Raw genomic sequence first — 26,302 nt, 5'->3', positions numbered from 1 at the left:
CCGTGACCCGGAACCGTGACCCGGGACCATGATCGGGGCCGTGGTCCGGGGCCGCGGCCCGGCGCGGAGCCAGGACGAGTACCCACCCCGCCGTTCCCCCGCACTGTGACGTGTGGCACGATGCTGGCCACCCCCACCGGCACAGCCCTCACAGGAGACACTCCTCGTGCAGCACCCCGCCGTTCCGGACCTGTCGCACACGCACACCCGGCCCATCCACTGGGTCGCCACCGCCACCGCTCTCGCCGGAGTCGTGGCCCTCTCCTCGGTCCTGCAGCCGGACGCCGCGACAGCGGCCCAGGCCGCCGGGCCCGGAACGAGGACCGCCCCGGCGCACGGCGCGCCGCCCGACCCGGCGGCCGTCGCGTTCCCCCTGGAATGCGGTCCGGTCGAGGCCGTGGTGAAGAAGAAGGCGTCCGGCGACCTCGACGGCGACGGCCGGCCCGAGACGGTGGCCGTCGTGCACTGCGACGCGCCCATGGGCACCCCGCCCGACGGTGTCTACGTCATCACCCGGGACACCGGCAGCGGCAAGTCCCGTGTGGTGGCCACCCTGGTGGACCCTGGGGAACGCCGGAACGTCACCGACTTCGCGGTGCGCGGCGGCGCCGTCCTCGCCACGCTCCTCGGCTACTCGTCGGCCGACGTGCCCAGTTGCTGCCCGGACGTCACCGACGACGTGAAGTGGCAGTGGAAGAACGGCGCGTTCGTCCGCGACACGCCGTCCCAGGCCCGAACCGTCTGAACGACGACCCGGCGAGGGGTGTGTCCCGGCACACATCGGTCACTGTGCGTCCCGTTCACATCACAGTTCGGTCACTCTGCGTCCGGACCGTAGATCTCGGTCCTGTCCGAAACGCGACGTACATGGATGCACTCGCCCGGACACTCCTTCGCCGAGTCGACCACGTCCGTCAGGAGCGGCAGGGGCACGGGCGTTGTCGCGCCCCTGGCCTGCAGGAGCTCGTCGTCCGCGCCCTTGACGTAGGCCAGACCGTCGATGTCCAGCTCGAACACCTCGGGCGCGTACTGCGCGCAGATGCCGTCGCCGGTACACAGGTCCTGGTCGATCCAGACCTCGAGGGCCTCGCCGTCGACTCCGGCCTCCTGCTGCACACTCATTGCTTCCTGCCGTTTCCTGCGTCGAACCGGTCGGGAATCCGGCCAGCTCTGACGGGTGTTGAACGCTTCGACCCTACCCCCGCCGGGGTTCCCGTCACGTTCGATGGGTATTCCCCTGGCGTGAGGGAGAGCGCAAGGGTGAAGATCGGACACACCCCGACAGTCTTTGTGATCTAGGGGTTTCAATCGACACCCACCCAGGTAGGGTCTGGAAGCGTCCAGCTCCCCTTGGAGGAGGTGAGGACCGTGGCAGCCAATGACGACGACATGAACCGCGGCATCCGCCCGGGACGCGGGTCCGAGGACCCGGCCGGGCAGGTGGCCTATCTTGAGCAGGAGATCGCCGTCCTGCGACGCAAGCTCGCCGACTCTCCGCGGCACACGAGAATTCTCGAAGAGCGGATCGTCGAGCTGCAGACCAACCTGGCCGGCGTGTCCGCCCAGAACGAGCGACTCGCCAGCACGCTCCGCGAGGCCCGCGACCAGATCGTGGCCCTCAAGGAGGAGGTCGACCGGCTGGCGCAGCCACCGGCCGGCTTCGGCGTCTTCCTGCAGGCCAACGAGGACGGCACCGCCGACATCTTCACCGGCGGCCGTAAGCTCCGGGTGAACGTCAGCCCGAGCGTCGAGCTCGACGAGCTCCGGCGTGGCCAGGAAGTGATGCTCAACGAAGCCCTCAACGTGGTCGAGGCCATGGAGTACGAGAGCGTCGGCGACATCGTCACCCTCAAGGAGATCCTCGAGGACGGCGAGCGCGCCCTCGTGCTCGGGCACACCGACGAGGAACGCGTGGTCCGGCTCGCCGAGCCACTGCGGGGCGTCACCATCCGGCCCGGCGACGCCCTCCTGCTCGAACCCCGCTCCGGATACGTCTACGAGGTCGTGCCCAAGAGCGAGGTCGAGGAACTCGTCCTCGAAGAGGTCCCCGACATCGGCTACGAGCAGATCGGCGGCCTCGGCGGACAGATCGAGGCCATCCGCGACGCGGTCGAGCTCCCTTATCTCTACCCCGACCTGTTCCGGGAGCACGAGCTGCGTCCGCCCAAGGGCGTCCTGCTCTACGGGCCCCCCGGATGCGGAAAGACGCTCATCGCCAAGGCCGTCGCCAATTCTCTGGCGAAGAAGGTCGCCGAGGTGACCGGCCAGGCCGCCGGCAAGAGCTTCTTCCTCAACATCAAGGGCCCCGAGCTCCTCAACAAGTACGTCGGTGAGACCGAGCGGCAGATCCGCCTCGTCTTCCAGCGTGCACGGGAGAAGGCCAGCGAGGGCACCCCCGTCATCGTCTTCTTCGACGAGATGGAGTCCCTCTTCCGCACCCGCGGCTCAGGTGTCAGCTCGGACGTGGAGAACACCATCGTCCCGCAGCTGCTCGCCGAGATCGACGGCGTGGAGGGCCTGCAGAACGTGGTCGTGATCGGCGCCTCCAACCGCGAGGACATGATCGACCCCGCCATCCTGCGGCCCGGCCGGCTCGACGTGAAGATCAAGATCGAACGTCCGGACGCCGAAGCGGCCAAGGACATCTTCGGCAAGTACCTCACCGAGCGCCTCCCGCTCCACGAGGACGACCTCAGGGAGCACGACAAGGACAAGGCGGCCACCGTCCAGAGCATGATCCAGACGGCGGTGGAACAGATGTACGCCGAATCCGAGGAGAACCGCTTCCTGGAAGTCACCTACGCCAACGGCGACAAGGAAGTCCTCTATTTCAAGGACTTCAATTCCGGCGCCATGATCGAGAACATCGTCGGACGCGCCAAGAAGATGGCGATCAAGGACTTCCTGGAGAAGAACCAGAAGGGCCTTCGCGTCTCCCACCTCCTCCAGGCATGCGTGGACGAGTTCAAGGAGAACGAGGACCTGCCCAACACCACCAACCCGGACGACTGGGCCCGCATCTCCGGAAAGAAGGGCGAGCGGATCGTCTACATCCGTACGCTGGTCACCGGAAAGCAGGGCGCGGACACCGGACGCTCCATCGACACGGTGGCGAACACCGGTCAGTACCTGTAAAAGGCAGGGCGGCTGCGGGTGCCCTCAGTGGGTACCCGCAGCCGACTGTTTTTCGGGGCCACGGCTGGAGCAAGGCAATGACGCAAATGATCTCCCCACCAGCGCAAAGGCGTTCTAGGCTCTTCCGTACCGCCGAGTCGCGCAGTGCGGGGACGGGCACCGCACACGCACCGGAGCGCCACGTGAGCGGCGCCCACGACCGAGGGCGCCGCCGGGCAAGGAGGGCCGCATGACCGTACGGCGAGTAATGGGCATCGAGACGGAGTACGGGATCTCCGTCCCCGGTCACCCCAACGCCAATGCCATGCTCACCTCGTCCCAGATCGTCAACGCCTACGCGGCGGCGATGCACCGGGCCCGCCGGGCCCGCTGGGACTTCGAGGAGGAGAACCCGCTGCGGGACGCGCGAGGCTTCGACCTCGCCCGCGAGGCAGCGGACTCCAGCCAGCTCACCGACGAGGACATCGGTCTGGCCAACGTCATCCTCACCAACGGAGCACGGCTCTACGTCGACCACGCCCACCCCGAGTACAGCGCTCCCGAGGTCACCAACCCGCGGGACGCCGTGCTGTGGGACAAGGCCGGCGAGCGCATCATGGCCGAGGCCGCCGAGCGGGCAGCCCAGCTGCCCGGCGCCCAGCCGATCCACCTCTACAAGAACAACACCGACAACAAGGGCGCCTCCTACGGCACGCACGAGAACTACCTGATGAAGCGGGAGACCGCCTTCTCGGACATCGTGCGCCACCTGACGCCCTTCTTCGTCTCCCGCCAGGTCGTCACCGGCGCCGGCCGCGTCGGCATCGGCCAGGACGGACACGAACACGGCTTCCAGCTCAGCCAGCGCGCCGACTACTTCGAGGTCGAGGTCGGCCTGGAGACGACGCTGAAGCGGCCCATCATCAACACGCGCGACGAGCCGCACGCGGACGCGGAGAAGTGGCGTCGGCTGCACGTGATCATCGGCGACGCGAACCTGTCGGAGATCTCGACGTACCTCAAGCTGGGCACCACCGCCCTGGTCCTGTCGATGATCGAGGACGGCTTCATCGCCGTCGACCTCGCCGTCGACCAGCCCGTACGCACCCTCCACCAGGTCTCGCACGACCCGACGCTGAAGCGGCTGGTCACGTTGCGCAGCGGCCGGACACTGACCGCGGTGCAGCTCCAGATGGAGTACTACGAGCTGGCCCGCAAGTACGTCGAGGAGCGGTACGGGGCGGACGCCGACGAGCAGACCAAGGACGTCCTGGGCCGCTGGGAGGACACCCTCAACCGGCTCGAGAACGACCCGATGAGCCTCGCGGGCGAGCTGGACTGGGTCGCCAAGCGGGAGCTCATGGAGGGCTACCGGCGCAGGGACGACCTGGACTGGGACGCGGCCCGGCTGCACCTCGTCGACCTCCAGTACGCCGACGTACGGCCCGACAAGGGCCTGTACAACCGCCTCGTGGACCGCGGCCGCATCAAGCGGCTGCTGGACGAGACGGAGGTCGAGCGGGCCCGTACGAAGCCTCCGGAGGACACCCGGGCGTACTTCCGCGGGCGCTGCCTGGAGCAGTACGCGGACGACGTCGCGGCGGCCTCCTGGGACTCGGTGATCTTCGACCTGCCGGGGCGGGACTCCCTCCAGCGGGTGCCGACCCTGGAACCGCTTCGCGGAACGCGTAATCACGTCAAGGAGCTCCTGGACCGCTGCCGCACCGCGGACGACCTGGTCAGGGTCCTGTCCGGCGGGTGACGGCGCGGAGCGGGTACACGGAGAGGACCGCCGGACGGGGTGAAAGCCACCCGGTCCGGGAACCATCGAGATGGCCCTCGCACGTTGGAGAAACTGCGGGGCCGATGTCGGACCCGGCTTGTAGGGTCTGATCTTGACCGAGCAACTGTGTCGGGCGAACCGAGCGGGGTGAGGGTTATGGCGACCAAGGACACCGGCGGCGGGCAGCAGAAGGCCACGCGTTCCACCGAGGAGGTCGAGGAGCAGGCGCAGGACGCGCAGGCATCCGAGGACCTCAAGGAGCGCCAGGAGAAGCTGAGCGACGACGTGGACTCCGTCCTGGACGAGATCGACGACGTCCTCGAGGAGAACGCCGAGGACTTCGTGCGCTCCTTCGTGCAGAAGGGCGGCCAGTAGGCCTGGGCCTGTCCCTCCCCTCGTCGCGCAGGCCCGGGGGACGGACGAGCAGAACGTGAGATGTCGCGCGCGGTGCGGGTCACGCCCGTGCCGCGCGCGGCTCGCAACGGGGGGCCAAGGTGTTCGTTCCGTGGTTCCCGCCGAGTATGTGGATCACCGCCGCAGGGCGGGTAGGGTCCGTGGCATAGCTGACGCATACGTGGAAGGAATCGCGTGGAAGCCAACACTCGTAGCACCGGGCGTCTACCAGCTGCCTTCCTGACGCCTGGGTCCTCTTCGTTCATGGACTTCCTGGGAGAGCACCAGCCCGAGCTGCTCCCGGGCAACCGGCAGCTGCCGCCGGTGCAGGGTGTGGTCGAGGCGCCGCACGGCACCACGATCGTGGCCGTGACGTTCCCCGGCGGTGTCGTGCTCGCCGGTGACCGGCGGGCCACCATGGGCAACATGATCGCGCAGCGCGACATCGAGAAGGTCTTCCCGGCGGACGAGTACTCGGCGGTGGGGATCGCCGGCACGGCGGGGCTGGCCGTGGAGATGGTGAAGCTGTTCCAGCTGGAGCTGGAGCACTTCGAGAAGGTCGAGGGCGCGCAGCTGTCCCTGGAGGGCAAGGCGAACCGCCTGTCGACGATGATCCGCTCGAATCTGGGCATGGCGATGCAGGGGCTGGCCGTGGTGCCGCTGTTCGCCGGGTACGACGTGGACCGCGGCACGGGGCGCATCTTCTCCTACGACGTGACGGGCGGCCGTTCCGAGGAGCGGTACTTCGCGGCCACGGGATCCGGGTCGATCTTCGCGCGCGGAGCGATGAAGAAGCTCTTCCGCGAGGACCTGACCGAGGACGAGGCCACGACGCTCGTGGTCCAGGCGCTGTACGACGCGGCGGACGACGACTCGGCGACCGGTGGTCCCGACGTCGCGCGCCGGATCTATCCGATCATCACTGTGATCACCGAGGACGGCTTCCGCCGGCTGACCGAGGACGAGAGTTCGCGGCTGGCCCGCTCGGTCCTGGACCGACGGCTCGAGCAGCCCGACGGCCCGCGGGCCGCGCTGCTGTAGCGGAGGCGTTCGTGTTGTCAGGCGGTCCAGTGACTTCGACAGAAAGGGACGGATAACCGGTGTCGACGCCGTTCTATGTCTCACCTCAGCAGGCGATGGCCGACCGGGCGGAGTACGCCCGCAAGGGCATCGCGCGTGGCCGCAGCCTGGTCGTGCTGCAGTACGCCGACGGCATTGTGTTCGTCGGCGAGAACCCGTCCCGTGCGCTGCACAAGTTCAGCGAGATCTACGACCGGATCGGCTTCGCCGCGGCCGGTAAGTACAACGAGTACGAGAACCTGCGCATCGGCGGTGTGCGCTATGCCGACCTGCGTGGTTACACGTACGACCGGGACGACGTGACGGCCCGAGGGCTGGCCAACGTCTACGCCCAGACCCTGGGCACGATCTTCTCCAGCTCGGCCGAGAAGCCGTACGAGGTGGAGCTGGTCGTCGCCGAGGTCGGGGAGAGTCCCGAGGGCGACCAGATCTACCGGCTGCCGCACGACGGCTCGATCGTGGACGAGCACGGCTCGGTCGCGGTCGGGGGCAACGCGGAGCAGATCAGCGGGTACCTGGACCAGCGGCACCGGGACGGCATGACGCTGGCCGAGGCGCTGAAGCTGGCGGTGCAGGCGCTGTCCCGCGACACGAACGGCAGCGAGCGGGAGATTCCGGCGGAGCGGCTGGAGGTCGCTGTCCTGGACCGTACGCGGCCGCAGAAGCGGAAGTTCAAGCGCATCGTGGGCGGCCAGCTGTCGCGGCTCCTGGACGGGGGAGCGAGCGGGGCCGCGTCCGCGGTGGCGACCGAGGACGAGGACGGGGCGGAGGAGTAGGTTCGCGGCCTCGTCGCCGTCGGCCGCCGCGGGATGTCAGACGCCTGCGGCGGCCTGTGCGGCTTCGGTGGGGGTGCGGGGTGCCTGCGGCGCCCGTGCGGGTTCGGTGGGGGTGCGCGTAGCGCCTTCGGTGGTCTTGTGGGTCGGGGCCGCGCCGGGGGGTGTCCGTCCTCGGAACGGCGCGGAATCGGGTACTGACCAGCAGACGGGGCGTTGACGCGCCAACCGCTGCGGGCGGACACCCCCCGACACGTCCCCTTCCCGCCGTACGCGACTGACCCGCCGTCCCCACTCAGCTACGGGCAGCCGCCATCCGCCGCCGTCCCGGCTGCGGGCAGTCGCCATGCGCTGCCGTCCCGACTGCGGGCAGCCGCCATACGCCGCCGTTCCGGCTGCGGGCAGTCGTGCCTCCCCCAGTGGCTGAACGGTCTGGGCGGTACCCCCGGGGCGGCACGGGTGGGCGGTGGGGGTCCCCCCGCTCGAGCGAAGCCGAGAGTGGGGGAGGCACCCCGAAAGCGCCGGGTGCGTGAACCCACCCCCGGCCCACACCCACGCCGGGTGACCTGGTGGCGCCAGACCGCGCCCGCGCGCCGGGCGTGCTGGTGAAGCCGGGCCGCGTGGCCGATCCGCGCCGCTCACCGCGGTGGCGCCGTGGAGCCCCGCACGACCAGGTTCACCGGGATGTCGCCGCCCTCGGGCTCCCGGCCCTCCAGCACCGCCAGCAGCGCCCGCATCCCCCGTTCGCCGAACAGCTCCGCGTCCAGGCGGACCGTCGTCAGCTCGGGGTCGACGGCGGTGGCCAGGCCGAGGTCGTCCAGGCCCGTGACCGAGAGGTCGTCGGGGATGCGGAGCCCCGCGCGGCGGGCCGCCTTGTACGCGCCGACCGCCAGCTTGTCGTCGTCGCAGACCAGCGCCGTCGGGCGGGGGCCGGGGGCCGCGAGCGCCGCCTCCGTGGCGGTCAGCGCGTCCTCGATCGAGATCGCCGCCCTCGTGGTGCGCAGTGTGGTGCCGGGGACGGCGTCCAGCCGTGCCGCGAGCTCGCGTGCGCGGACCTCGAACGTCCAGGACGGGACGTCCGCCGCGAGGTGGAGGAAGTGGCGATGGCCCAGCAGCAGAAGGTGCTCCGCGATCTGGCGGACGGCGTCCGCGATGTCCAGGTTGACCGTCGCCGCGCCCAGGCTGCCCTCCGGGTCGCTGTCCAGCATGACCAGCGGGAGCTGGTCGCCGCGGATGGCGGTGAGCGCGTCGGCCGCCATGGAGGACGCGATGACGCCGTCCAGGGCGGCCTGGGCGGAGGCGAAGGGGTCCCGGGCGGGCCCGATGCCCTCGGGGGAGGGGTAGAGGACCACTCCGAAGCCGTGCTCGGCGGCGACGCGTGCGGCGCCGGTGTAGACGCCGGCGAAGAACTCGGTGGTCAGCGCGGGGACGACCAGCAGGACCGTGCGGGTGCGGCCCAGGCGGAGGTTGCGGGCGGCGAGGTTGGGGCGATAGCCGAGCGCGTGGGCGGCCTCGCGGACGCGCTGGGCGGTGGGTTCCGACACCCGGCCGCGCCACTTGTCGCCGAGGACCAGGGAGACCGCGGCCTGGGAGACGCCGGCGGCCTGGGCTACGTCCCGGCTGGTGGGGCGGGTACTGCCTCGTGCCACCGTTCGCCTGCGCTTTCGTCTGGACTCGTGAACAGGCGACATGGTACGTATGACCATGGAAGTTATACGTAAAACCTCACCGAGGTCTCATGCGAAGGGGGTGGGTCGTGGTCGCCGGTTACCTGGACATCCTCCGGGCGCGGCATGCCGTACGGCTGCTCGTCGGCACGCTCGTGGGGCGGTTGCCCAACGCCACCGCGGCGATCGCGATCGTGCTGTTCGTACGGGCCGAGGGCGGCTCGTACAGCCTCGCGGGCGCCCTGGCCGCCGTGTACGGCGTCGCCAACGCCGTCGGGCAGCCCGTACTGGGACGACTCGTCGATCTGTACGGGCAGCCCCGGGTGCAGCTGCCGGCCGCCGTGCTGTCGGGGCTGGCCATGACGGTCTTCGCGTTCGCCGGTACCGGACCGGCGGCGCTCGCGTACGGGTCCGTGGGGGCCGCGGGGCTGTTCACGCCCCCGCTGGAGGGCGGGCTGCGGGCGCTGTGGCCGAGTGTGCTCCGCGAGGAGGGCCAGGTGCACACGGCGTACGCCATGGACGCCGTGGCGCAGGAGGTCATGTTCACCGTCGGGCCGCTGCTCGTGACGGTGTGCGTGTCGCTGTGGTCGCCGCTGGTCGCGCTGCTCGTGCTGAACGCGGTGGGTGTGCTGGGCGCCCTGTCCGTGGTCGTGTCGCCCCCCTCGCGCGCGTGGCGGTCCGCCCCGCGCGAGGCGCACTGGCTGGGCGCGCTGCGTTCGCCCGGGCTGCTGGCGCTGCTGGGGGCGTTCCTGTTCATCGGGATGGCGCTCGGCTCCATCACCGTGGCCTCCGTGCCCTACGCGGACGACCACGGCGGCGACGCCGTCTACGGCTGGCTGATGGCCGCCCTCGGGCTCGGCGCGCTGGTCGGCGGGACCGTCTACGGAGCCCGGCAGTGGGCCGGTGACCCCGCGCGGCGACTGCGGTCCCTGGTGGCGCTTCTGGCGGTCTGTTACCTGCCGCTGATGCTGATGCCGGGTGCGTTCGCCATGGTGGTGCTGACCGCGGTCGCGGGTGTCTTCCTGGCGCCGTGCATCGCCTGCGCGTTCGTCCTGGTGGACCGGCACGCGCCGCGGGGCACGGTGACGGAGGCGTTCTCCTGGCTGGTGACGACGTTCACCGTGGGTGCCTCGGTGGGTACGGGTCTCGCCGGGCCGGTCGTCGAGGCGGGCGGGGCGCTGTGGGGCTTCGCCGTGCCCGGGGCGGCAGGCGTCGTGTCGCTGCTCGTGCTGGCGTGCACGGGACGGGTCCTCGCAGTTCCCGCCCCGGCGGCGGTGGTTGCGGCTTCATCGGAAAATGATCCGAACCGTGCCGTCGAACCCCGTTTCAGTTCGGGTCATCAGGCGTAATGTTCAGTCATGGACCGCCGCATTTTCGGGCTGGAGAACGAGTACGGCGTCACGTGCACGTTCAGGGGACAGCGCCGCCTGTCGCCTGACGAGGTGGCGCGGTACCTCTTCCGCCGTGTCGTGTCATGGGGCCGCAGCAGCAATGTCTTTCTGCGCAACGGGGCCCGCCTCTATCTCGACGTGGGATCACATCCGGAATACGCGACACCCGAATGTGACAACGTGATCGAACTCGTCACCCACGACAAGGCGGGCGAGCGCATTCTCGAAGGACTCCTGGTGGACGCCGAACGACGCCTGCACGAGGAGGGAATCGCGGGCGACGTCTACCTCTTCAAGAACAACACCGACTCCGCGGGAAACTCCTACGGCTGCCACGAGAACTACCTGGTGGCCCGGCACGGGGAGTTCTCCCGGCTCGCGGACATCCTCATCCCGTTCCTGGTGACGAGGCAGCTGCTCTGCGGCGCCGGCAAGGTGCTGCAGACGCCGCGCGGAGCCGTGTACTGCGTCAGTCAGCGGGCCGAGCACATCTGGGAGGGGGTCTCCTCGGCGACCACCCGTTCGCGGCCGATCATCAACACCCGCGACGAGCCGCACGCCGACGCCGAGCGCTACCGGCGTCTGCACGTCATCGTGGGCGACTCCAACATGTCCGAGACGACCATGCTGCTCAAGGTCGGCGCCACCGACCTGGTGCTGCGCATGATCGAGGCGGGCACGGTGATGCGCGACCTCACCCTGGAGAATCCGATCCGGGCGATCCGCGAGGTCAGCCACGACATCACCGGGCGGCGCAAGGTGCGCCTGGCCAGCGGCCGGGAGGCGTCCGCGCTGGAGGTGCAGCGGGAGTACTACGAGAAGGCCGTGGACTTCTGCGAGCGCCGCGGCATCCGCACCGGCACCGTCGAGCGGGTGCTGGAGCTGTGGGGCCGCACGCTGGACGCGATCGAGACCGAGGACCTCGACCGCATCGGCACCGAGATCGACTGGGTCATGAAGTACAAGCTCCTGGAGCGCTACCGGGCCAAGCACAACATGACCATGTCCCACCCCCGGGTCGCGCAGATAGACCTCGCCTACCACGACATCCACCGTCGTCGTGGCCTGTACTACCTGCTCGAGAAGAAGGGCCAGGCCGCCCGGGTCGCCAACGACTTGAAGATCTTCGAGGGCAAGTCCGTTCCGCCGCAGACCACTCGGGCCCGGCTGCGCGGCGACTTCATCCGGCGGGCCCAGGAGCAGCGCCGGGACTTCACCGTCGACTGGGTCCACCTCAAGCTCAACGACCAGGCGCAGCGCACCGTGTTGTGCAAGGACCCCTTCCGTTCGGTGGACGACCGGGTGGAGAAGCTGATCGCCGGAATGTGATCCGGACGACCGAGAAGGCGTTCCGCACCCCGAGGGGTGTGGAACGCCACACGGGCACCGTACGTTATCCGTACGGTGCCCTTCTCACGCCGTAGAGTTGCGCGCACGCCAGCAGACAAGATCGACCGATACCGATTACGAGGCCCCCACCGTGCGCCGACGCTCACTCCTCATCGCTGTTCCCGCCGGACTGGTCACACTCGCCGCGTGCGGCGACGAGGACTCCGGCTCGAGCAAGGCCAGCGACAGCGCGACGCCCCAGGCGTCGGCCACGTCCACGCCGCCGGCCCCGAAGATCGTCGACGGCCCGCTGCCGGCGATCACGGCGGGCACGAAGTTCGGTGAGAAGCCGACGGTGGCCAAGGGCAGCGGCGAGCCTTCCAAGGACCTCGCGGTGAAGACGGTGATCGCCGGCGGCGGCAGGGCGGTCGCCGAGAACGACTTCCTGGTGGCGGACTACCTGGGCCAGATCTGGGACAGCGCGAAGGTCTTCGACAACTCCTACGACCGCAAGACCCCGATCGTCATCCAGCTGGCGCAGGGCAGCATCATCGACGGCTGGCGGTACGCGCTCACGGGCAAGAAGGCCGGCAGCCGCGTCGAGTTCTCCGTCCCGCCCAAGTGGGGGTACGGCGAGCAGGGCAACGAGCAGGGGGGCATCAAGGGCACCGACACCCTGGTGTTCGTGGTCGACGTGAAGGACACCTTCAACGCCAAGAGCTCCGCCAAGGGCAAGGAGGTCCCGCAGGACGACGCGGCGCTGCCCAAGGTCGGCACCGGCACCGACGGCTCCGCCCCGTCCATCGAGGTGCCCGACGCCGACGCGCCGAAGAAGCTCGTGGCGACCTACGTCATCGAGGGCGACGGGCCCGAGGTGGGCGCGCAGGACACCGTGCTCGTCCAGTACAAGGGCGTGCTGTGGAAGGGCGGCAAGGAGTTCGACTCGACGTACAGCAGGAAGCAGCTGACGTCCTTCTCGCTCCAGCAGGTCGTCAAGGGCTGGGCGCAGGGCCTGACCGGCAAGAAGGTCGGCAGCCGCGTCCTGATCGTCATCCCGCCGGACCTGGGGTACGGCGACAACCCGCCGCAGGGCAGCGGCATCGAGAAGGACTCCACGCTGGTCTTCTCGGTCGACATCCTCGCGACGATGTGACCCGCGGGGATGTAAGACTTGGACGTTGCCTTCCGACAGACAAGCAGGAGCTAGACACGTGAGCATCGACAAGCCCGAGATCGACTTCCCGGGCGGCGAGCCCCCGGCGGACCTCGAGATCAAGGACATCTGGGAGGGCGACGGCCCGGTCGCCGAGGCCGGTCAGACCGTGACCGTCCACTACGTGGGCGTGGCCTTCAGCACGGGCGAGGAGTTCGACGCCAGCTGGAACCGCGGTACGCCGTTCCGCTTCCCGCTCGGTGGCGGCCGTGTCATCAAGGGCTGGGACCAGGGCGTGCAGGGCATGAAGGTCGGCGGCCGCCGCCAGCTGACCATCCCCGCCCACCTCGCCTACGGCAACCAGAGCCCGACCCCGGCCATCCAGCCCGGCGAGACGCTGATCTTCGTGGTCGACCTTCTCGGGGTCTGATCGCAGTCCGACCGGAATCCGTTGGAAGCCGGTCACCTGGGGTCCATGCCCGTCCGGGCATGGACCCTCGGCTTTTGCCGCGCCACCGCGGGGCGGTACGGTCATCCGTCGTAAGCACCATAGGGAGAAGGGCGTCGATGGCCATTGCCAAGGCCGAGCGGCTGATGAACCTGGCACTGTGTCTGCTCGGGACACGGCGGCCACTCAGCAAGCGCGAGCTGCGTGACTCCATCGAGGCCTACCTCGAGGCGGGGTCCGACGACTCCTTCAACCGCATGTTCGAACGGGACAAGGACGACCTGCGGGAACTCGGCCTGGTGATCGAGACCGTCGAGGGCCTCGACGGCGAGATCGGCTACCTGGCCCGCCGTGACAGCAACCGGCTGCCGCCCATCACCCTGGACGCCGAGGAGGCCGCCGCTCTCGGGCTCGCCGCCAAGGTCTGGCAGCAGGCCAGGCTCGCCGGCGCCGCCAGCGGCGCGCTGCAGAAGCTGCGGGCGGCCGGGCTGCCCGAGGACGTCGACCCCTACGAGGCGCACAGCGCGCTCGAGCCGCGCATCCCCGTGCACGAGGCCGCCTTCGAACCGCTGATGCTGGCCTGCCGCGACCGCCGCCCGGTCCTCTTCGAGTACCGCAAGGCCAACGCCGCGCAGCCCGAGCCCCGGCACGTCGAGCCGTGGGCCCTGGAGTGCTGGCGCGGCCACTGGTACCTGGCCGGGTTCGACCGCGACCGCGGCGCGGAGCGGGTCTTCCGGCTGTCGCGGATCACCGGCAAGGTGCGCTCGCGCGGAGCGCGGTTCACCGCGCCCGTGCCCGACGTCGTCACCGTCCGTGAGACGGTGGCGAGCTGGGCGGGGGAGACCGCCGACCGCTCCGCGCTGATCCGGCTGCGTGCGGGCGCGGGCTACCCCCTTCGGGCGAAGGCCACCGCCGTGCGGGAACACGGTGACGGCTGGGACGAGTTGGAGATTCCGTACGGGCACGGCCTGGACGCCTGGCTGGTGGAGTTCGGACCGGACGTGGTGGTCCTGGAGCCCGCGGAGCTGCGTGCGGACGTGGTGGACCGGCTGCGCGCCGTGGCCAAGGGCTGAGGGGGAACGGACAACACAGTGGCAGGCAAACCGGTCAGGACCGTGAACGCCATCGACCAGACCCGACGGATGCTGTCCCTGGTGACGTATCTGCGCGAGCGTCCCGGCGCCCGTGTCGAGGACGTCGCGCGCGCCTTCGGCATCACCGAGGACGAGCTGGTCTCCGACCTCGACGTGCTGCCCATGTGCGGCACCAGCTTCCGCGGCGGCGATCTGCTCGACATCGACACCGACGGCGAGCGCATCTGGTGGCACAACCCCGCGGCCCTGGGCGCGGACGCGGCCGAGCCGCTGCGGCTCGCCGCCGACGAGGCCACCGCGCTGCTCGTCGCCGCCCGTGCCGTGGCGACCCTGCCCGGGCTGCGCGAGGGTGACCGGCAAGCGCTGCTGAGGGCGACCGCCAAGGTGGAGGCCGCGGCCGGCGAGGCGGCGGGCGCCAGCTCGCGCCTGTCCGTCACCTTCGAGTCCGAGGGCGGTGTCTTCGCCGACGTCGACCGGGCGATCTCCGAGCGCCGGCGCCTGTGGATCCGCTACTACTCGCCGGCGCGCGACGAGCTCACCGAGCGCGAGATCGACCCCATCCGCCTCGTCAGCGTCGGGCACACCTACGTGGAGGCCTGGTGCCGCCGCTCCGAGGCGCGGCGCACCTTCCGGCTCGACCGGGTCGCCGAGATCCGGATCCTGGACGAGCCGGCCGCGCCGCCGGAGGTGGAGCTGCGGGACCTGTCCGAGGCGCTGGTGCAGCCGGCCGCCGAGGACCCCGAGGTCGTCGTGGAGGTCGGCCCGGGCGGACGCTGGGTCGCCGAGTACTACCCGCACGACAGCGCGCAGGAGCTGCCGGAGGGCGGCCTGCGCATCACCCTGCGCACGCCCGACCCGGCGTCCCTGCGGCGGCTGGCGCTCCGGCTCGGGCGCGACGGCCGGATCGTGTCCCCGCCCGAGCTCGCCGACAGCGCCCGGCAGGCCGCCCGCGAGGCGCTCGCGGCGTACGAGGGGACCGGGGCCGACGCGGCGCCGGCGCAGGGGCCCGCGGTGCCCGACGCGCCGGGCGCCGGGTCCGACGGGCGGGGGCGGGGACGGTGAGCGAGGCGGCCGGGCCCGGCCGGCAGGGCATGACGGCGGCGTCCGCGTTCGCCGGTATGAGACGCGTCTCCCCGGTCGTCTTCAGGGCCGGCTGCCCCGACTGCCGGGGCCGCTTCGAACTCTCGGCGAGCGCTCTGCGCCTGGCCATCGGCGCCACGAGCCGCACCACCTTCTACTCGTTCACCTGCCCCGAGTGCGGGTCGGCCGTCCGCAAGCCCGCGGGGGAGCGGATCGTGGAGCTGCTCACCGGCGGCGGGGTCAGGACCCTGCGGCTGCACTCCACCGTATGACCGGCCGGTGTTCACGAGCAGTCCGCGGGACGGTCTAGGCTCGGCGTCATGTTCTGGCCGATGTTCGCGGTTGCCGTGGGTTTCCTGGGTCTTGTCGTTCTCGCGGTGTTCGCCGTACGGGTGTTCGTGGAGGCACAGCGCCTGGGCCGGCAGGTGACGGACTCGGCGTCCCGGATCGGCCGGGCCGCCGCGGACCTGGAGCGCGCGGCCCAGAGCGCCGCCCGCTCCGTGGACGCCCTGTGAGACCGGCCGCATTTCAGGAGTGGTCCGGTGGACTCCCGTGAGCCGCGCCCCGGGCGGCTCCGCCCTGTCACCGTGCGGGTTCAGGGAGGTACGCTGCTGATCGCGGTCCGGAAAACGAGGCCCGGACGCGGACGGGAGTACGCACGGGGATTGCCTCACGTTTACCCCTGAGCGTTACGATCGCTGCGCAACACGGTCGGTCGGACACCTGTCCGACGGGTCGGACAGCACCCCACCCAGCCGCCTCGGTGAGAAGGTAAAGACTTATGGGAAGGCTCGGACCTACCGAGATCATTCTTATTCTCGTCGTCATCATCCTGTTGTTCGGCGCGAAGAAGCTCCCGGACATGGCACGCTCGCTCGGCAAGTCCGCGCGCATCCTCAAGTCCGAGGCGAAGGCGATGAAGGACGAGAACAAGTCCGCCGCCCCCGCCGATCCGCCGAACCCCGAGCAGGCCGCGACGCAGCGCACCATCCAGGCCGCCCCCGGCGACGTGACCAGCTCCCGCCCGGTCACCGAGCCGACGGACACGACCAAGCGCTGACGCAGGGCCGGTGGCGACCGGCCCGCCGCACGAGATGAGGATGTGGGTTGCTCAAGTCTGCCCGCAAGAAAGAAAAGGATCCCGAGGGGCGGATGCCCCTCGTGGAGCACCTGCGCGAGCTGCGCAACCGGCTCGCGAAAGGCATGCTGGCGATCACCGTCGTCACCGTGGTGGCCGCCTTCTACAGCCAGCAGCTGATGACCTTCCTCATGGACCCCGTGCCGCGTTGTACCGACGGCCTCGGGGAGTCCACCGGCGGCGCCTGCGCGGTCATCGCCTACACCGACCTGCTGTCGCCCTTCACCACGACGGTGAAGGTGTGCCTGATGGCGGGCATCATCATCTCCAGCCCGGTCTGGCTCTACCAGCTCTGGGCGTTCGTGGCGCCGGGTCTGCACCAGCACGAGCGGAAGTACACGTACTGGTTCGTGGCGGCGGCCGTACCCCTCTTCCTGGGCGGTGGCTGGCTCGCGTACACGATCATGCCCGTCAGCATGCGCGTGCTGCTGGGGATCACGCCGGACGGTTCGGCCAACATCCTGCCGATGGACAAGATCCTGGACTTCATCGTCCGGATGATCCTGATCTTCGGCGGTGCCTTCGAGCTGCCCTTGGTGCTCGTCATGCTCAACGCCGCCGGTGTCGTCACCGGGCGCAGGATGGCCGGCTGGTGGCGCGGCATCGTGATGGGCGTCTTCATCTTCGGTGCCGTGGCGACGCCCACCACCGACCCCGTCGGCATGATCGCGCTCGCGGGACCGATCGTCGTCCTGTACTTCCTGGCGGTCGGGTTCTCCGTGCTCAACGACAAGCGCCGGCGCCTCGCCGACCCCGACGCCGGACTCGACGACGACGAGGCGTCGCCGCTCGACCTCACACCGGAGCCGGTCGACGAGGTCGAACCCGTGACGGCGACGCGGGCCCTGCCCCAGCAGGCGGGCGGTGGCGTCGACGGCGCCCCGCAGGCCCGGTACAACGGCTACGACGACGTCACCTGAGCCGGCCGACGGCGGAGGGCGGCGGCACGGGTGAGGGGCCGGACGGTGATCCGTCCGGCCCCTCACCCGTGCCGCCCCCGGGACGCGCGTCACCTCGCGGGCGTCACGGCGGTGCCCGGGCCGGGGTCGGATAAAGATCGTCCTGTTGTCGGTGGGGCCCGGTACGCTCGAAAGTACGATGACAGAGGATCTCTCACCGGCCGAGCGGTACGCGGCAGCCCGTCAGCGCGCTGCCGAGCAGGCCACCGCGCTCGCGTCCTTCCGCGAGATGTACGACTTCGGCCTCGACCCCTTCCAGATCGAGGCCTGCCAGGCACTCGAGGCCGGCAAGGGCGTGCTGGTCGCGGCGCCCACCGGCTCCGGCAAGACGATCGTCGGCGAGTTCGCCGTCCACCTCGCCCTCCGGCAGGGCAAGAAGTGCTTCTACACGACACCCATCAAGGCCCTGTCGAACCAGAAGTACGCCGACCTGTGCCGCCGCTACGGTGCCGACAAGGTGGGCCTGCTCACCGGCGACAACAGCGTGAACTCCGACGCCCCGGTGGTCGTGATGACCACCGAGGTCCTGCGGAACATGCTGTACGCCGGCTCGCAGACCCTCCTCGGCCTCGGCTACGTGGTGATGGACGAGGTGCACTACCTCTCCGACCGCTTCCGCGGCGCCGTGTGGGAGGAAGTGATCATCCACCTCCCCGAGTCGGTGACCCTGGTGTCGCTGTCGGCGACCGTGTCGAACGCCGAGGAGTTCGGCGACTGGCTGGACACGGTGCGCGGCGACACCCAGGTGATCGTCTCCGAGCACCGTCCGGTGCCGCTGTTCCAGCACGTGCTGGCCGGGCGCCGCATGTACGACCTGTTCGAGGAGGGCGAGGGCCACAAGAAGGCCGTCAACCCCGACCTCATGCGCATGGCGCGCATGGAGGCGACCCGTCCCTCGTACCAGGACCGCCGCCGCGGCCGGCACATGCGCGAGGCCGACCGCGAGCGCGAGCGCCGGCAGCGCTCCCGCATCTGGACGCCGGGCCGGCCCGAGGTCATCGAGCGGCTCGACGCCGAGGGCCTGCTGCCCGCGATCACCTTCATCTTCAGCCGGGCCGCCTGCGAGTCCGCCGTCCAGCAGTGCCTGTACGCCGGACTGCGGCTCAACGACGACGAGGCGCGCGCCAAGGTGCGCGCCCTCGTCGAGGAGCGCACCGCCTCCATCCCCACCGAGGACCTGCACGTCCTGGGCTACTACGAGTGGTTGGAGGGCCTGGAGCGGGGCATCGCCGCCCACCACGCGGGCATGCTGCCGACGTTCAAGGAGGTCGTCGAGGAGCTGTTCGTGCGCGGTCTGGTCAAGGCCGTCTTCGCCACCGAGACCCTCGCCCTCGGCATCAACATGCCCGCCCGTTCGGTGGTGCTGGAGAAGCTGGTCAAGTGGAACGGCGAGCAGCACGCCGACATCACCCCCGGCGAGTACACGCAGCTCACCGGCCGGGCCGGCCGGCGCGGCATCGACGTCGAGGGGCACGCCGTCGTGCTGTGGCAGCGCGGCATGAGCCCCGAGCACCTCGCCGGTCTCGCCGGCACGCGCACGTACCCGCTGCGCTCCAGCTTCCGGCCGTCGTACAACATGGCGGTCAACCTGGTCGAGCAGTTCGGCCGGCACCGGTCGCGGGAGCTGCTGGAGACCTCCTTCGCGCAGTTCCAGGCCGACAAGTCGGTCGTCGGCATCTCCCGGCAGGTCCAGCGCAACGAGGAGGGGCTGGAGGGCTACAAGGCCTCCATGACCTGCCACCTCGGCGACTTCGACGAGTACGCGCGGCTGCGCCGCGAGCTGAAGGACCGCGAGACCGAGCTGGCCCGGCAGGGCGCGGCCCAGCGGCGCGCCGAGGCCGCCGTGGCGCTGGAGAAGCTGAAGCCGGGCGACGTCATCCACGTGCCGACGGGCAAGTACGCCGGTCTCGCCCTGGTGCTGGACCCGGGCCTGCCCGCCGGGCGCACCAACGGCCACCGCGGCTTCGAGCACCACGACGGGCCGCGCCCGCTGGTGCTCACCGCCGAGCGGCAGGTCAAGCGGCTGGCGTCGATGGACTTCCCGGTGCCGGTCGAGGCGCTGGAGCGGATGCGGATCCCGAAGTCCTTCAACCCGCGCTCCCCGCAGTCCCGCCGGGACCTCGCCTCCGCGCTGCGCACCAAGGCGGGGCACATCCCGCCGGAGCGGGCCCGCAAGAAGCGGTCCCAGGCGGCCGACGACCGGGAGATCGCGCGGCTGCGCAAGGCCATCCGCGCCCATCCCTGCCACGGCTGCGACGAGCGCGAGGACCACGCGCGCTGGGCCGAGCGCTACCACCGGCTGCTGCGCGACACCTCGCAGCTGGAGCGCCGGATCGAGGGGCGGACGAACACCATCGCCCGCACCTTCGACCGCATCGTCGCCCTGCTGACCGAGATGGACTACCTGCGCGGCGACGAGGTCACCGAGCACGGCAAGCGGCTCGCCCGGCTCTACGGCGAACTGGACCTGCTCGCCAGCGAGTGCCTGCGCGAGGGCGTCTGGGAGGGGCTCTCCCCGGCCGAACTCGCCGCCTGCGTCTCGGCGCTGGTCTACGAGTCGCGGGTCGCCGACGACGCGATGGCGCCGAAGGTGCCCTCCGGCAAGGCCAAGGCCGCGCTCGGCGAGACGGTGCGCATCTGGGGACGGCTGGACGCCCTGGAGGAGGAGTTCCGGATCAGCCAGACCGAGGGCGTGGGCCAGCGCGAACCCGACCTCGGCTTCGCCTGGGCCGCGCACGAGTGGGCGTCCGGCAAGGGCCTCGACGAGGTGCTGCGCGAGGCGGAGATGCCGGCCGGTGACTTCGTGCGCTGGTGCAAGCAGGTCATCGACGTCCTCGGCCAGATCGCGGCGGCCGCGCCCCGCGAGGGCTCGACGGTCCCGAAGAACGCGCGCAAGGCGGTCGACGGGCTGCTGCGCGGAGTGGTCGCCTACTCGTCCGTGGGCTGACCCGTCCCCCCCCGGCCCGGCAGGGCGCGGACCTCGGCACACGGGGTGGCCCGCGCACTGCCGGGCCTCCGTGCGTTCCGGGGCGCCGCCGTGACGCCCCTCGTCACGGCGGGTGTCCTTCGCGCACCCGGACGTGATCACTCCAGGTGTTCGACCAACTCCCCAGCGTGCAAATGGGCTTGAGGCTACCCCAGCCCCCGCACCCGTTTCAGGTGCTTGCCGGATATGACACGGCGATGATCCGCTCGGACTAAGCTCGCCCGCAGCGCACCGGGTTGAGATGAATTCGCGCGCTTGTTCCCAACATGCCGAATGTCCCGGCCATTCCCGGACATACCCCCCTGCAAGCTCCCCCATCCCCGCCGATTCGTTTTCAGAGGGCCTACATGGTGAGTGTCGATTCCCCTCCAGGACGCCGTGAACTTCCGTACGCGCGCACGCTGTTGCTCCCCGCCGTACTGATGGCCGCGGCGTCCGGGGCCGCCGTCGCCCTGGTGGCGGAACCGGCCCGGCTCGCCGTCGGCTGGTGCGGTGCCGTAGCCACACTGCTGGTGGTCGCGACGGCGGCCGAAGCGGCGCGCCGGGGCCGCACCCTGCGGGACGTGCGCGCCGAACACGCCCGTCACAGCGCGTACCTGGAACGGCGGGTGGTGGGCCACCACGAGGAGATGGCCCGCATCGGCGGAGAGATCCTGCCCGCCGCGCTGCACTACATGCGCCGGGGGAACACCCCCGACGAAGTGATGAGGCACCTGCACGAACTCGACGCCTCCTACGCCGATCTCGGCGAACCCCAGCGTCACCTCATCCGCACGGTGTGCGCGGTCATCGACCACCAGGACGCCATGCGCGAGTCCGCCGAGCGCTCCTTCGTCGACATCGCCCGCCGTGTCCAGGCGATCGTCCACCAGCAGAACAAGGAACTGCGCGAGATGGAGGAGGACCACGGCCGCAACCCCGAGGTCTTCGACGACCTCCTGCGCATCGACCACGGCACCGCGCTGATCGGCCGACTCGCCGACTCCGTCTCCGTCATCGGCGGCGGCCGTCCCGGACGCCAGTGGCCCGCCCCGGTCGCGCTCTACAGCGTGCTGCGCGGAGCCATGTCCCGGATCCTGGAGTACAGCCGGATCAACCTGGCCTCCATCGCCAAGGTCAACATCAAGGGCACCGCGGTCGAGCCGGTCATCCACGCCGCCGCGGAACTCCTCGACAACGCCACCCGCTACTCACCGCCCGGATCCAAGGTGCACGTCACCGCGACCGAGGTGCAGAGCGGCGTGTGCATCGAGATCGAGGACGCCGGCGTCAGCCTCAGCGAGGAGTCCCGCGCCCGCATCGAGGGCCTGCTCGAGGACGCCAAGCGCGGCACGGACGTGCAGGACCTCAGCCAGCACCCGCGCCTCGGCCTGTCCGTCGTCGGCCGGCTGTGCACCCAGTACGGCATGGACGTCTCGCTGCGGGCCTCCGCGTACGGCGGAGTCCGCGCCATCCTCATCGTGCCCAGCACGATGACGACCACCGAGCCCGGCGTCGGACTCGCCCACGGCATCGGCGCGACCTCGATCCCCACCCCGGGCCCCGACGCCCTCCCCGGGCCCCGGCGCAGGCCCAAGAAGCGCCGCCCCACCAGCCCGCGCGTCCCGGCCGCGGTCTCGCTCGAGGACGACGTCCCCGAGGTCACCGAGTGGACGGCGGGCGGCCTCCCGCAGCGTCGCAGCCGGGTCAGGACGCCGCTCAGCCAGCGGCTCGCCGAGCAGGCGGTCTGGGAGCGCGAGGAGGCCGAGCGCGAGGCCCGCGAGGCCGCCGAGCGGACCCGGAACGGCATCCCGGCCGTCCCCGAGCCCGAACCGGCCGAGGCGACCCCGCCGGGGCAGTGGGTCGCGGCCTTCTGGGAGGGCCTCAAACAGCATCCCGGCCTGACCCAGGCCCACCAGCAGTCCAGCAACCAGCCGGCCAGCGCCCCGGCCGACGACGAGGGGAACCTCAAGTGATCGAGCAGCAAGGCAAGTACGACTGGATGCTCAGGGACCTCTACGACGGCGTCCCGGGCATCGAGATGATCGTGGTGCTCTCCGCCGACGGCCTGCGCATCGCCCGCTACTCCGGCGACCCGGACGCCGCCGACCGGGTCGCCGCGGCCTGCGCGGGCCTGCAGAGCCTCGCGGGCGCCGTCGCCCAGGAGATCCCCACCAGCGACGGTGAGATGAAGATGGTCATCATCGAGATGAACGGCGGCTACTTCTACCTGATGGCCGCCGGTCCCAACGCCTACCTCGCCGTGCTCTCCGACGTCCGCTGCGAGCCCGGCCGGATGAGCCTCAGCATGGCCGACCTCGTCGCCCGCATCGGACCCCATCTGACCACTCCCGCGCGGCGCAACGGGCAGACCGTATGACTCCTCCGCAACGCCAGAGGCGAACTCCCGGGCAGGAGCCGTCCGCGGCGGGACCGCCGTCCGAGGAAGGCGAACTCCGCAACCCCGAGCGGCTCTTCGTCATCGGCGGGGACGGAGGCGGCGAGCGCGCCGACATCGACCTGGTCACGCTGATCGTGGCCCGCGCCGACCCGCCGGTGTCCGCCACGCCGGAACAGGCGGCCCTGCTGCGGCTGTGCGCCGCGCCTCTGTCCGTAGCCGAGCTGTCGGCCTACCTGAGCCTGCCGTTCAGTGTGGTGACCGTGCTGCTCACCGACCTGCTGACGGCGGAACTGGTGCAGGCCCGCGCCCCGATCGTCCGGCAGAAGGTCGCCGACCGATCCCTCCTCGAAGCGGTGATGCATGGACTTCAAAAGCTCTGACACCATTCCGGGCCCACGGACGGAGGACCGGCTGCCGCACACGGCCGAGGCCGCCGTGAAGATCGTCATCGTGGGCGGTTTCGGGGTCGGCAAGACCACCATGGTCGGCTCGGTCAGCGAGATCAGACCGCTGACCACGGAGGAGACGATGACCCAGGCGGGCATCGGCGTGGACGACAACTACGGCTCCCCCTCCAAGACCGCCACCACCGTCGCCATGGACTTCGGCCGCATCAGCATCACCGACCAGCTGGTGCTGTACCTGTTCGGCACGCCCGGCCAGGAGCGCTTCTGGTTCCTGTGGAACGGCCTGTTCGAGGGCGCGCTCGGCGCGGTGGTCCTGGTGGACACCCGCCGGCTCGAGGTCAGCTTCGACGTCATGGGGCGGCTGGAGGAACGCGGCGTGCCCTTCGTCGTCGCCGTCAACTCCTTCCCGGACGCGCCCCGTCACCCGGTCGCCGAGCTGCGCGCCGCGCTCGACCTGCCCGAGGAGATCCCCATCCTCGACTGCGACGTGCGGCGCCGGGCCTCCAGCCGGGACGTCCTGATGACGCTGATGCGCTTCCTGCACTCCCTCGCCGTCAAGGGCGCGCTCACCTGACCCCGCCCCCCTCTTCGACTTCCCGACCTTCTCCGCGGAGCGACACTGTGACGCCTGAACGCCACGCCCCGACCGCAACCGGCGGCCCCCTGCCCGGACCGCCCCCCGGCTGCCCCGCGCACGGCACCGGTCCGGGCGGACTGCACCGCCTCAACGAGGCGGACGACCCGGACGAGCTCTACGAACGGCTGCGCGGCCGGTACGGACCGGTGGCGCCGGTGCTGCTCCACGACGACGTGCCGATGTGGGTGGTCCTCGGGCACGCCGAGAACCTGCACATGGTGAGCACCCCCGCCCAGTTCTCCCGCGACAGCCGCATCTGGACCCCGCTCAACGAGGGCATGGTCAAGCCGGACCACCCGCTCATGCCGCACATCGCCTGGCAGCCGATCTGTTCGCACGCCGAGGGCGACGAGCACAAGCGGCTGCGCGGCGCGGTCACCGGGGCCATGTCCACGATCGACTACCGGGGGCTGCGCCGGCACATCACGCGGCACACCCAGCGCCTCGTCAACCGGTTCTGCGAGGAGGGCCGCGCCGACCTCGTCGGCCAGTTCGCCGAGCACCTGCCGATGGGCGTGATGTGCGAACTCCTCGGCATGCCGCACGAGTACAACGACCGGATGGTGGAGGCCGCCCGCGACACGCTCAAGGGCACCGAGACCGCCATCGCCAGCCACGCCTACGTCATGGACGCCCTGGGGCGGCTCAGCGTCGCGCGCCGGGCCCGGCCCGAGAACGACATCGCCAGTCACCTCGTCACCCACCCGGCCGGACTCACCGACGACGAGGTCAGGGAACATCTGCGACTGGTCCTGCTCGCCGCCTACGAGGCGACCGTCAACCTCATCGGCAACGTGCTGCGCGTGGTGCTCACCGACCCTGGCTTCCGCGCCCAGCTCAGCGGCGGCCAGATGACGGTGCCCGAGGCGGTCGAGCAGTCCCTGTGGGACGAACCGCCGTTCAGCACGGTCTTCGCCTACTTCGCCAAGCAGGACACGGAACTGGGCGGCCAGCGCATCCGGGCGGGCGACGGACTGCTGTTCGGCATCGCGCCGGGCAACGTCGACCCGCGCATCCGCCCCGACCTGGACGCGAGCATGCGGGGCAACCGCTCCCACCTCGCCTTCGGCGGGGGCCCGCACGAGTGCCCCGGCCAGGACATCGGACGCGCCATCGCGGACGCCGGCATCGACGCGCTGCTGATGCGGCTGCCGGACGTACGGCTCGACTGCGACGAGGACGAACTCGGCTGGCGGTCGTCGATCGCGTCGCGCCACCTGGTGGAACTGCCGGTGCGGTTCGAACCGCGGCCGCAGCAGGACGTGACCCAGCGGCCGAGCCACACCGACGTCCCGCAACAGCGCGCCGCCTGGCACATCGGCGCCCCGCCGCCGTCACCGGAACCCGCGCCCACCGCTCCCACGGCGACGGCCGTGTCCGCCGTCCCCGCGGCGCCGCCCGAGCCGTCGGCGCCGGCCCGCCCCCAGGGAATCCGGCAGCGCTTCCTGCTCTGGTGGCGCGGCTACTGACGGCCGGCCCACTCCTCGTACGCCGCCCACGCCCCGAGGGTCCGTCCGCTCAGGAACCGGTGCGCGCGCCCCGTGACCGGGTCGGTGAACGCCAGCTCCCGCGCCAGCAGTTGCAGCGGGCGCCGGAAGTCACCGGCCGGCACGGGCGGGGTCACCTCGGGGTAGAGGGGATCGCCGAGGACCGGCACGCCGAGCGCGTTCATGTGCACGCGCAGCTGGTGGGTCTGCCCGGTGGCGGGCACCAGCCGGTACCGCCCCAGCGCCGGCGCGCCCGCCGGGCCCGGGCCGCGGTGCTCGACCAGCTCGACGCGGCTCACGGCGTTCGGCTCGCCCTCGACCTCGCGGGCGGCCAGGACCCCGCGTTCCTTCACGATCCGGCTGCGCACGGTCCGGGGCAGGGGGAGCGCGGGGTCGTACGGCGCGAGGGCCTCGTACTCCTTGCGCACCCGCCGGTCGCGGAACAGCGTCTGGTAGGCGCCGCGTTCCCCGGGGCGGACCGTGAACAGCACCAGTCCGGCGGTGAGCCGGTCCAGGCGGTGCGCGGCGCCGAGCGCGGGGAGGTCCAGCTCGCGCCGGAGCCGGGCGAGCGCGGTCTCGGTGACGTGGACGCCGCGCGGGGTGGTGGCCAGGAAGTGCGGCTTGTCGGCGACGACGATGTGCTCGTCGCGGTACACGACCTCCAGCGGGAAGGGCACCGGCGTCTCCGGCGCGAGTTCGCGGTGGAACCAGACGTACATCCCGGGTTCGTACGGGGCGTCCGCCGCCACCGCCCGTCCGTCGGCCCCGACGATCCGGCCCGCGTCGAACATGCCGTCGACCGTGCCGGCGCCCGCGCCGGACAGCCGTTCCACCAGGTGCTCGCGGACCGTGGCCCAGGGCCCGGCGGCCGGCAGCCGCACCCGCACCGGGTCCACCCCGTGGCGCTGGGGGAGGGGCGAGGGCGGGGGAGGCGTACGGCGTCTCATCGGGTGCCAGCGTACGAGGCGGGGGAGGACAGCGGAAAACCGGTGGTCCGCGCACC

The 26,302-nt window shown here is 71.0% G+C and carries 25 protein-coding genes and 1 pseudogene; 23 read left to right on the top strand and 3 right to left on the bottom strand.

The window, feature by feature from the left end:
* Window positions 1-166 precede the first annotated feature (166 nt).
* Window positions 167-745: a hypothetical protein gene (locus ACZ4V6_RS15495; RefSeq protein ID WP_467827021.1), complete on the top strand. Its 579-nt coding sequence runs from the start codon at window positions 167-169 to the stop codon at window positions 743-745.
* A gap of 71 nt (window positions 746-816) precedes the next feature.
* Here the strand turns inward: ACZ4V6_RS15495 and ACZ4V6_RS15490 are convergent, their stop codons facing one another.
* The gene (locus ACZ4V6_RS15490; protein ID WP_467827019.1) at window positions 817-1,122 is read right to left on the bottom strand and encodes a ferredoxin; all 306 of its coding nucleotides are present in this window, start codon (window positions 1,120-1,122) and stop codon (window positions 817-819) included.
* Window positions 1,123-1,368: 246 nt separating this feature from the next.
* Here ACZ4V6_RS15490 and arc point away from each other — a divergent pair, with 246 nt between their 5' ends.
* The 6 genes and pseudogenes from arc to prcA all read left to right on the top strand — a co-directional run bounded on the left by arc (window position 1,369) and on the right by prcA (window position 7,146).
* The gene (arc, locus tag ACZ4V6_RS15485; protein WP_467827016.1) at window positions 1,369-3,135 is read left to right on the top strand and encodes a proteasome ATPase; all 1,767 of its coding nucleotides are present in this window, start codon (window positions 1,369-1,371) and stop codon (window positions 3,133-3,135) included.
* A 229-nt stretch (window positions 3,136-3,364) separates the two neighbouring features.
* Entirely contained in the window at window positions 3,365-4,876 is a 1,512-nt protein-coding gene (dop, locus tag ACZ4V6_RS15480) for a depupylase/deamidase Dop (protein ID WP_375603588.1), read from the top strand.
* A gap of 177 nt (window positions 4,877-5,053) precedes the next feature.
* The gene (locus tag ACZ4V6_RS15475; RefSeq protein WP_016325855.1) at window positions 5,054-5,272 is read left to right on the top strand and encodes a ubiquitin-like protein Pup; all 219 of its coding nucleotides are present in this window, start codon (window positions 5,054-5,056) and stop codon (window positions 5,270-5,272) included.
* Between the two features lie 136 nt (window positions 5,273-5,408).
* Window positions 5,409-5,534 (top strand): annotated as a pseudogene (locus ACZ4V6_RS15470) (endonuclease VII domain-containing protein); the annotation flags it as partial.
* Complete coding sequence (gene prcB / locus ACZ4V6_RS15465) at window positions 5,486-6,331, top strand: proteasome subunit beta (protein ID WP_467827014.1); 846 nt, start codon at window positions 5,486-5,488, stop codon at window positions 6,329-6,331. The pseudogene ACZ4V6_RS15470 and the gene prcB, both read left to right, overlap by 49 nt.
* Window positions 6,332-6,390: 59 nt before the next feature.
* The gene (gene prcA, locus ACZ4V6_RS15460; protein ID WP_467827011.1) at window positions 6,391-7,146 is read left to right on the top strand and encodes a proteasome subunit alpha; all 756 of its coding nucleotides are present in this window, start codon (window positions 6,391-6,393) and stop codon (window positions 7,144-7,146) included.
* Window positions 7,147-7,781: 635 nt separating this feature from the next.
* Here prcA and ACZ4V6_RS15455 read toward each other — a convergent pair.
* Window positions 7,782-8,792, bottom strand: coding sequence for a LacI family DNA-binding transcriptional regulator (locus ACZ4V6_RS15455; RefSeq protein ID WP_467827009.1), 1,011 nt, complete (start codon window positions 8,790-8,792; stop codon window positions 7,782-7,784).
* A gap of 107 nt (window positions 8,793-8,899) precedes the next feature.
* Between ACZ4V6_RS15455 and ACZ4V6_RS15450 the strand changes: the two genes are divergently transcribed.
* The 16 genes from ACZ4V6_RS15450 (at window position 8,900) to ACZ4V6_RS15375 (ending at window position 25,281) form a co-directional block, all read left to right on the top strand.
* Complete coding sequence (locus ACZ4V6_RS15450) at window positions 8,900-10,159, top strand: MFS transporter (RefSeq protein ID WP_467827390.1); 1,260 nt, start codon at window positions 8,900-8,902, stop codon at window positions 10,157-10,159.
* A 9-nt stretch (window positions 10,160-10,168) separates the two neighbouring features.
* Complete coding sequence (gene pafA / locus ACZ4V6_RS15445; protein WP_467827007.1) at window positions 10,169-11,530, top strand: Pup--protein ligase; 1,362 nt, start codon at window positions 10,169-10,171, stop codon at window positions 11,528-11,530.
* Window positions 11,531-11,681: 151 nt separating this feature from the next.
* On the top strand, window positions 11,682-12,683 hold the full coding sequence (locus ACZ4V6_RS15440; RefSeq protein ID WP_467827004.1) for an FKBP-type peptidyl-prolyl cis-trans isomerase: 1,002 nt from the start codon (window positions 11,682-11,684) through the stop codon (window positions 12,681-12,683).
* 58 nt (window positions 12,684-12,741) lie between these two features.
* A complete protein-coding gene (locus ACZ4V6_RS15435; protein ID WP_161163603.1) occupies window positions 12,742-13,113 on the top strand; it encodes an FKBP-type peptidyl-prolyl cis-trans isomerase in 372 nt (123 codons plus the stop codon).
* Window positions 13,114-13,250: 137 nt separating this feature from the next.
* Entirely contained in the window at window positions 13,251-14,204 is a 954-nt protein-coding gene (locus tag ACZ4V6_RS15430) for a helix-turn-helix transcriptional regulator (protein WP_467827002.1), read from the top strand.
* An 18-nt stretch (window positions 14,205-14,222) separates the two neighbouring features.
* Window positions 14,223-15,287, top strand: a complete 1,065-nt coding sequence (locus tag ACZ4V6_RS15425; protein ID WP_467826999.1) for a helix-turn-helix transcriptional regulator — start codon at window positions 14,223-14,225, stop codon at window positions 15,285-15,287.
* 29 nt (window positions 15,288-15,316) lie between these two features.
* A complete protein-coding gene (locus ACZ4V6_RS15420; protein ID WP_467827387.1) occupies window positions 15,317-15,577 on the top strand; it encodes a hypothetical protein in 261 nt (86 codons plus the stop codon).
* 48 nt (window positions 15,578-15,625) lie between these two features.
* A complete protein-coding gene (locus tag ACZ4V6_RS15415) occupies window positions 15,626-15,820 on the top strand; it encodes a hypothetical protein (RefSeq protein WP_467826997.1) in 195 nt (64 codons plus the stop codon).
* A 266-nt stretch (window positions 15,821-16,086) separates the two neighbouring features.
* Window positions 16,087-16,365 carry a Sec-independent protein translocase subunit TatA gene (gene tatA, locus ACZ4V6_RS15410; protein WP_225636670.1) on the top strand — a complete coding sequence of 93 codons (279 nt, stop codon included), beginning with the start codon at window positions 16,087-16,089 and terminating at the stop codon, window positions 16,363-16,365.
* A gap of 92 nt (window positions 16,366-16,457) precedes the next feature.
* On the top strand, window positions 16,458-17,363 hold the full coding sequence (tatC, locus tag ACZ4V6_RS15405) for a twin-arginine translocase subunit TatC (RefSeq protein ID WP_467826995.1): 906 nt from the start codon (window positions 16,458-16,460) through the stop codon (window positions 17,361-17,363).
* 178 nt (window positions 17,364-17,541) lie between these two features.
* Window positions 17,542-20,349 (top strand): DEAD/DEAH box helicase, encoded by a 2,808-nt coding sequence (locus ACZ4V6_RS15400; protein WP_467826992.1) that lies wholly within the window; start codon window positions 17,542-17,544, stop codon window positions 20,347-20,349.
* 386 nt (window positions 20,350-20,735) lie between these two features.
* Window positions 20,736-22,343, top strand: a complete 1,608-nt coding sequence (locus ACZ4V6_RS15395) for a sensor histidine kinase (RefSeq protein WP_467826990.1) — start codon at window positions 20,736-20,738, stop codon at window positions 22,341-22,343.
* A gap of 26 nt (window positions 22,344-22,369) precedes the next feature.
* Window positions 22,370-22,747, top strand: coding sequence for a roadblock/LC7 domain-containing protein (locus ACZ4V6_RS15390; protein ID WP_467827385.1), 378 nt, complete (start codon window positions 22,370-22,372; stop codon window positions 22,745-22,747).
* Window positions 22,744-23,148 (top strand): DUF742 domain-containing protein, encoded by a 405-nt coding sequence (locus ACZ4V6_RS15385; RefSeq protein ID WP_467826987.1) that lies wholly within the window; start codon window positions 22,744-22,746, stop codon window positions 23,146-23,148. The genes ACZ4V6_RS15390 and ACZ4V6_RS15385 overlap by 4 nt, the downstream gene beginning before the upstream one ends.
* Window positions 23,129-23,749, top strand: a complete 621-nt coding sequence (locus tag ACZ4V6_RS15380; RefSeq protein WP_467826985.1) for a GTP-binding protein — start codon at window positions 23,129-23,131, stop codon at window positions 23,747-23,749. The genes ACZ4V6_RS15385 and ACZ4V6_RS15380 overlap by 20 nt, the downstream gene beginning before the upstream one ends.
* A 47-nt stretch (window positions 23,750-23,796) precedes the next feature.
* Window positions 23,797-25,281, top strand: a complete 1,485-nt coding sequence (locus ACZ4V6_RS15375; RefSeq protein ID WP_467826983.1) for a cytochrome P450 — start codon at window positions 23,797-23,799, stop codon at window positions 25,279-25,281.
* Here the strand turns inward: ACZ4V6_RS15375 and ACZ4V6_RS15370 are convergent.
* Window positions 25,275-26,246: an RluA family pseudouridine synthase gene (locus ACZ4V6_RS15370; protein WP_467826981.1), complete on the bottom strand. Its 972-nt coding sequence runs from the start codon at window positions 26,244-26,246 to the stop codon at window positions 25,275-25,277. The genes ACZ4V6_RS15375 and ACZ4V6_RS15370 overlap by 7 nt on opposite strands.
* Window positions 26,247-26,302: the final 56 nt, after the last annotated feature.

This window comes from Streptomyces sp. NPDC029152 (genome assembly GCF_055564355.1).
The sequence above is the reverse complement of the archived record's forward strand: the minus strand, read 5'-3'. Positions and strand labels throughout refer to the sequence as shown.

Coding starts and splice junctions, on each gene's coding strand:
- ACZ4V6_RS15490 (WP_467827019.1), bottom strand. CDS start 1,122: ATGAGTGTGCAGCAGGAGGCCGGAGTCGACGGCGAGGCCCTCGAGGTC.
- dop (WP_375603588.1), top strand. CDS start 3,365: ATGACCGTACGGCGAGTAATGGGCATCGAGACGGAGTACGGGATCTCC.
- ACZ4V6_RS15475 (WP_016325855.1), top strand. CDS start 5,054: ATGGCGACCAAGGACACCGGCGGCGGGCAGCAGAAGGCCACGCGTTCC.
- pafA (WP_467827007.1), top strand. CDS start 10,169: ATGGACCGCCGCATTTTCGGGCTGGAGAACGAGTACGGCGTCACGTGC.
- ACZ4V6_RS15430 (WP_467827002.1), top strand. CDS start 13,251: ATGGCCATTGCCAAGGCCGAGCGGCTGATGAACCTGGCACTGTGTCTG.
- ACZ4V6_RS15420 (WP_467827387.1), top strand. CDS start 15,317: ATGACGGCGGCGTCCGCGTTCGCCGGTATGAGACGCGTCTCCCCGGTC.
- ACZ4V6_RS15415 (WP_467826997.1), top strand. CDS start 15,626: ATGTTCTGGCCGATGTTCGCGGTTGCCGTGGGTTTCCTGGGTCTTGTC.
- tatA (WP_225636670.1), top strand. CDS start 16,087: ATGGGAAGGCTCGGACCTACCGAGATCATTCTTATTCTCGTCGTCATC.
- tatC (WP_467826995.1), top strand. CDS start 16,458: ATGCCCCTCGTGGAGCACCTGCGCGAGCTGCGCAACCGGCTCGCGAAA.
- ACZ4V6_RS15400 (WP_467826992.1), top strand. CDS start 17,542: ATGACAGAGGATCTCTCACCGGCCGAGCGGTACGCGGCAGCCCGTCAG.
- ACZ4V6_RS15395 (WP_467826990.1), top strand. CDS start 20,736: ATGGTGAGTGTCGATTCCCCTCCAGGACGCCGTGAACTTCCGTACGCG.
- ACZ4V6_RS15390 (WP_467827385.1), top strand. CDS start 22,370: ATGCTCAGGGACCTCTACGACGGCGTCCCGGGCATCGAGATGATCGTG.
- ACZ4V6_RS15385 (WP_467826987.1), top strand. CDS start 22,744: ATGACTCCTCCGCAACGCCAGAGGCGAACTCCCGGGCAGGAGCCGTCC.
- ACZ4V6_RS15380 (WP_467826985.1), top strand. CDS start 23,129: ATGGACTTCAAAAGCTCTGACACCATTCCGGGCCCACGGACGGAGGAC.
- ACZ4V6_RS15370 (WP_467826981.1), bottom strand. CDS start 26,246: ATGAGACGCCGTACGCCTCCCCCGCCCTCGCCCCTCCCCCAGCGCCAC.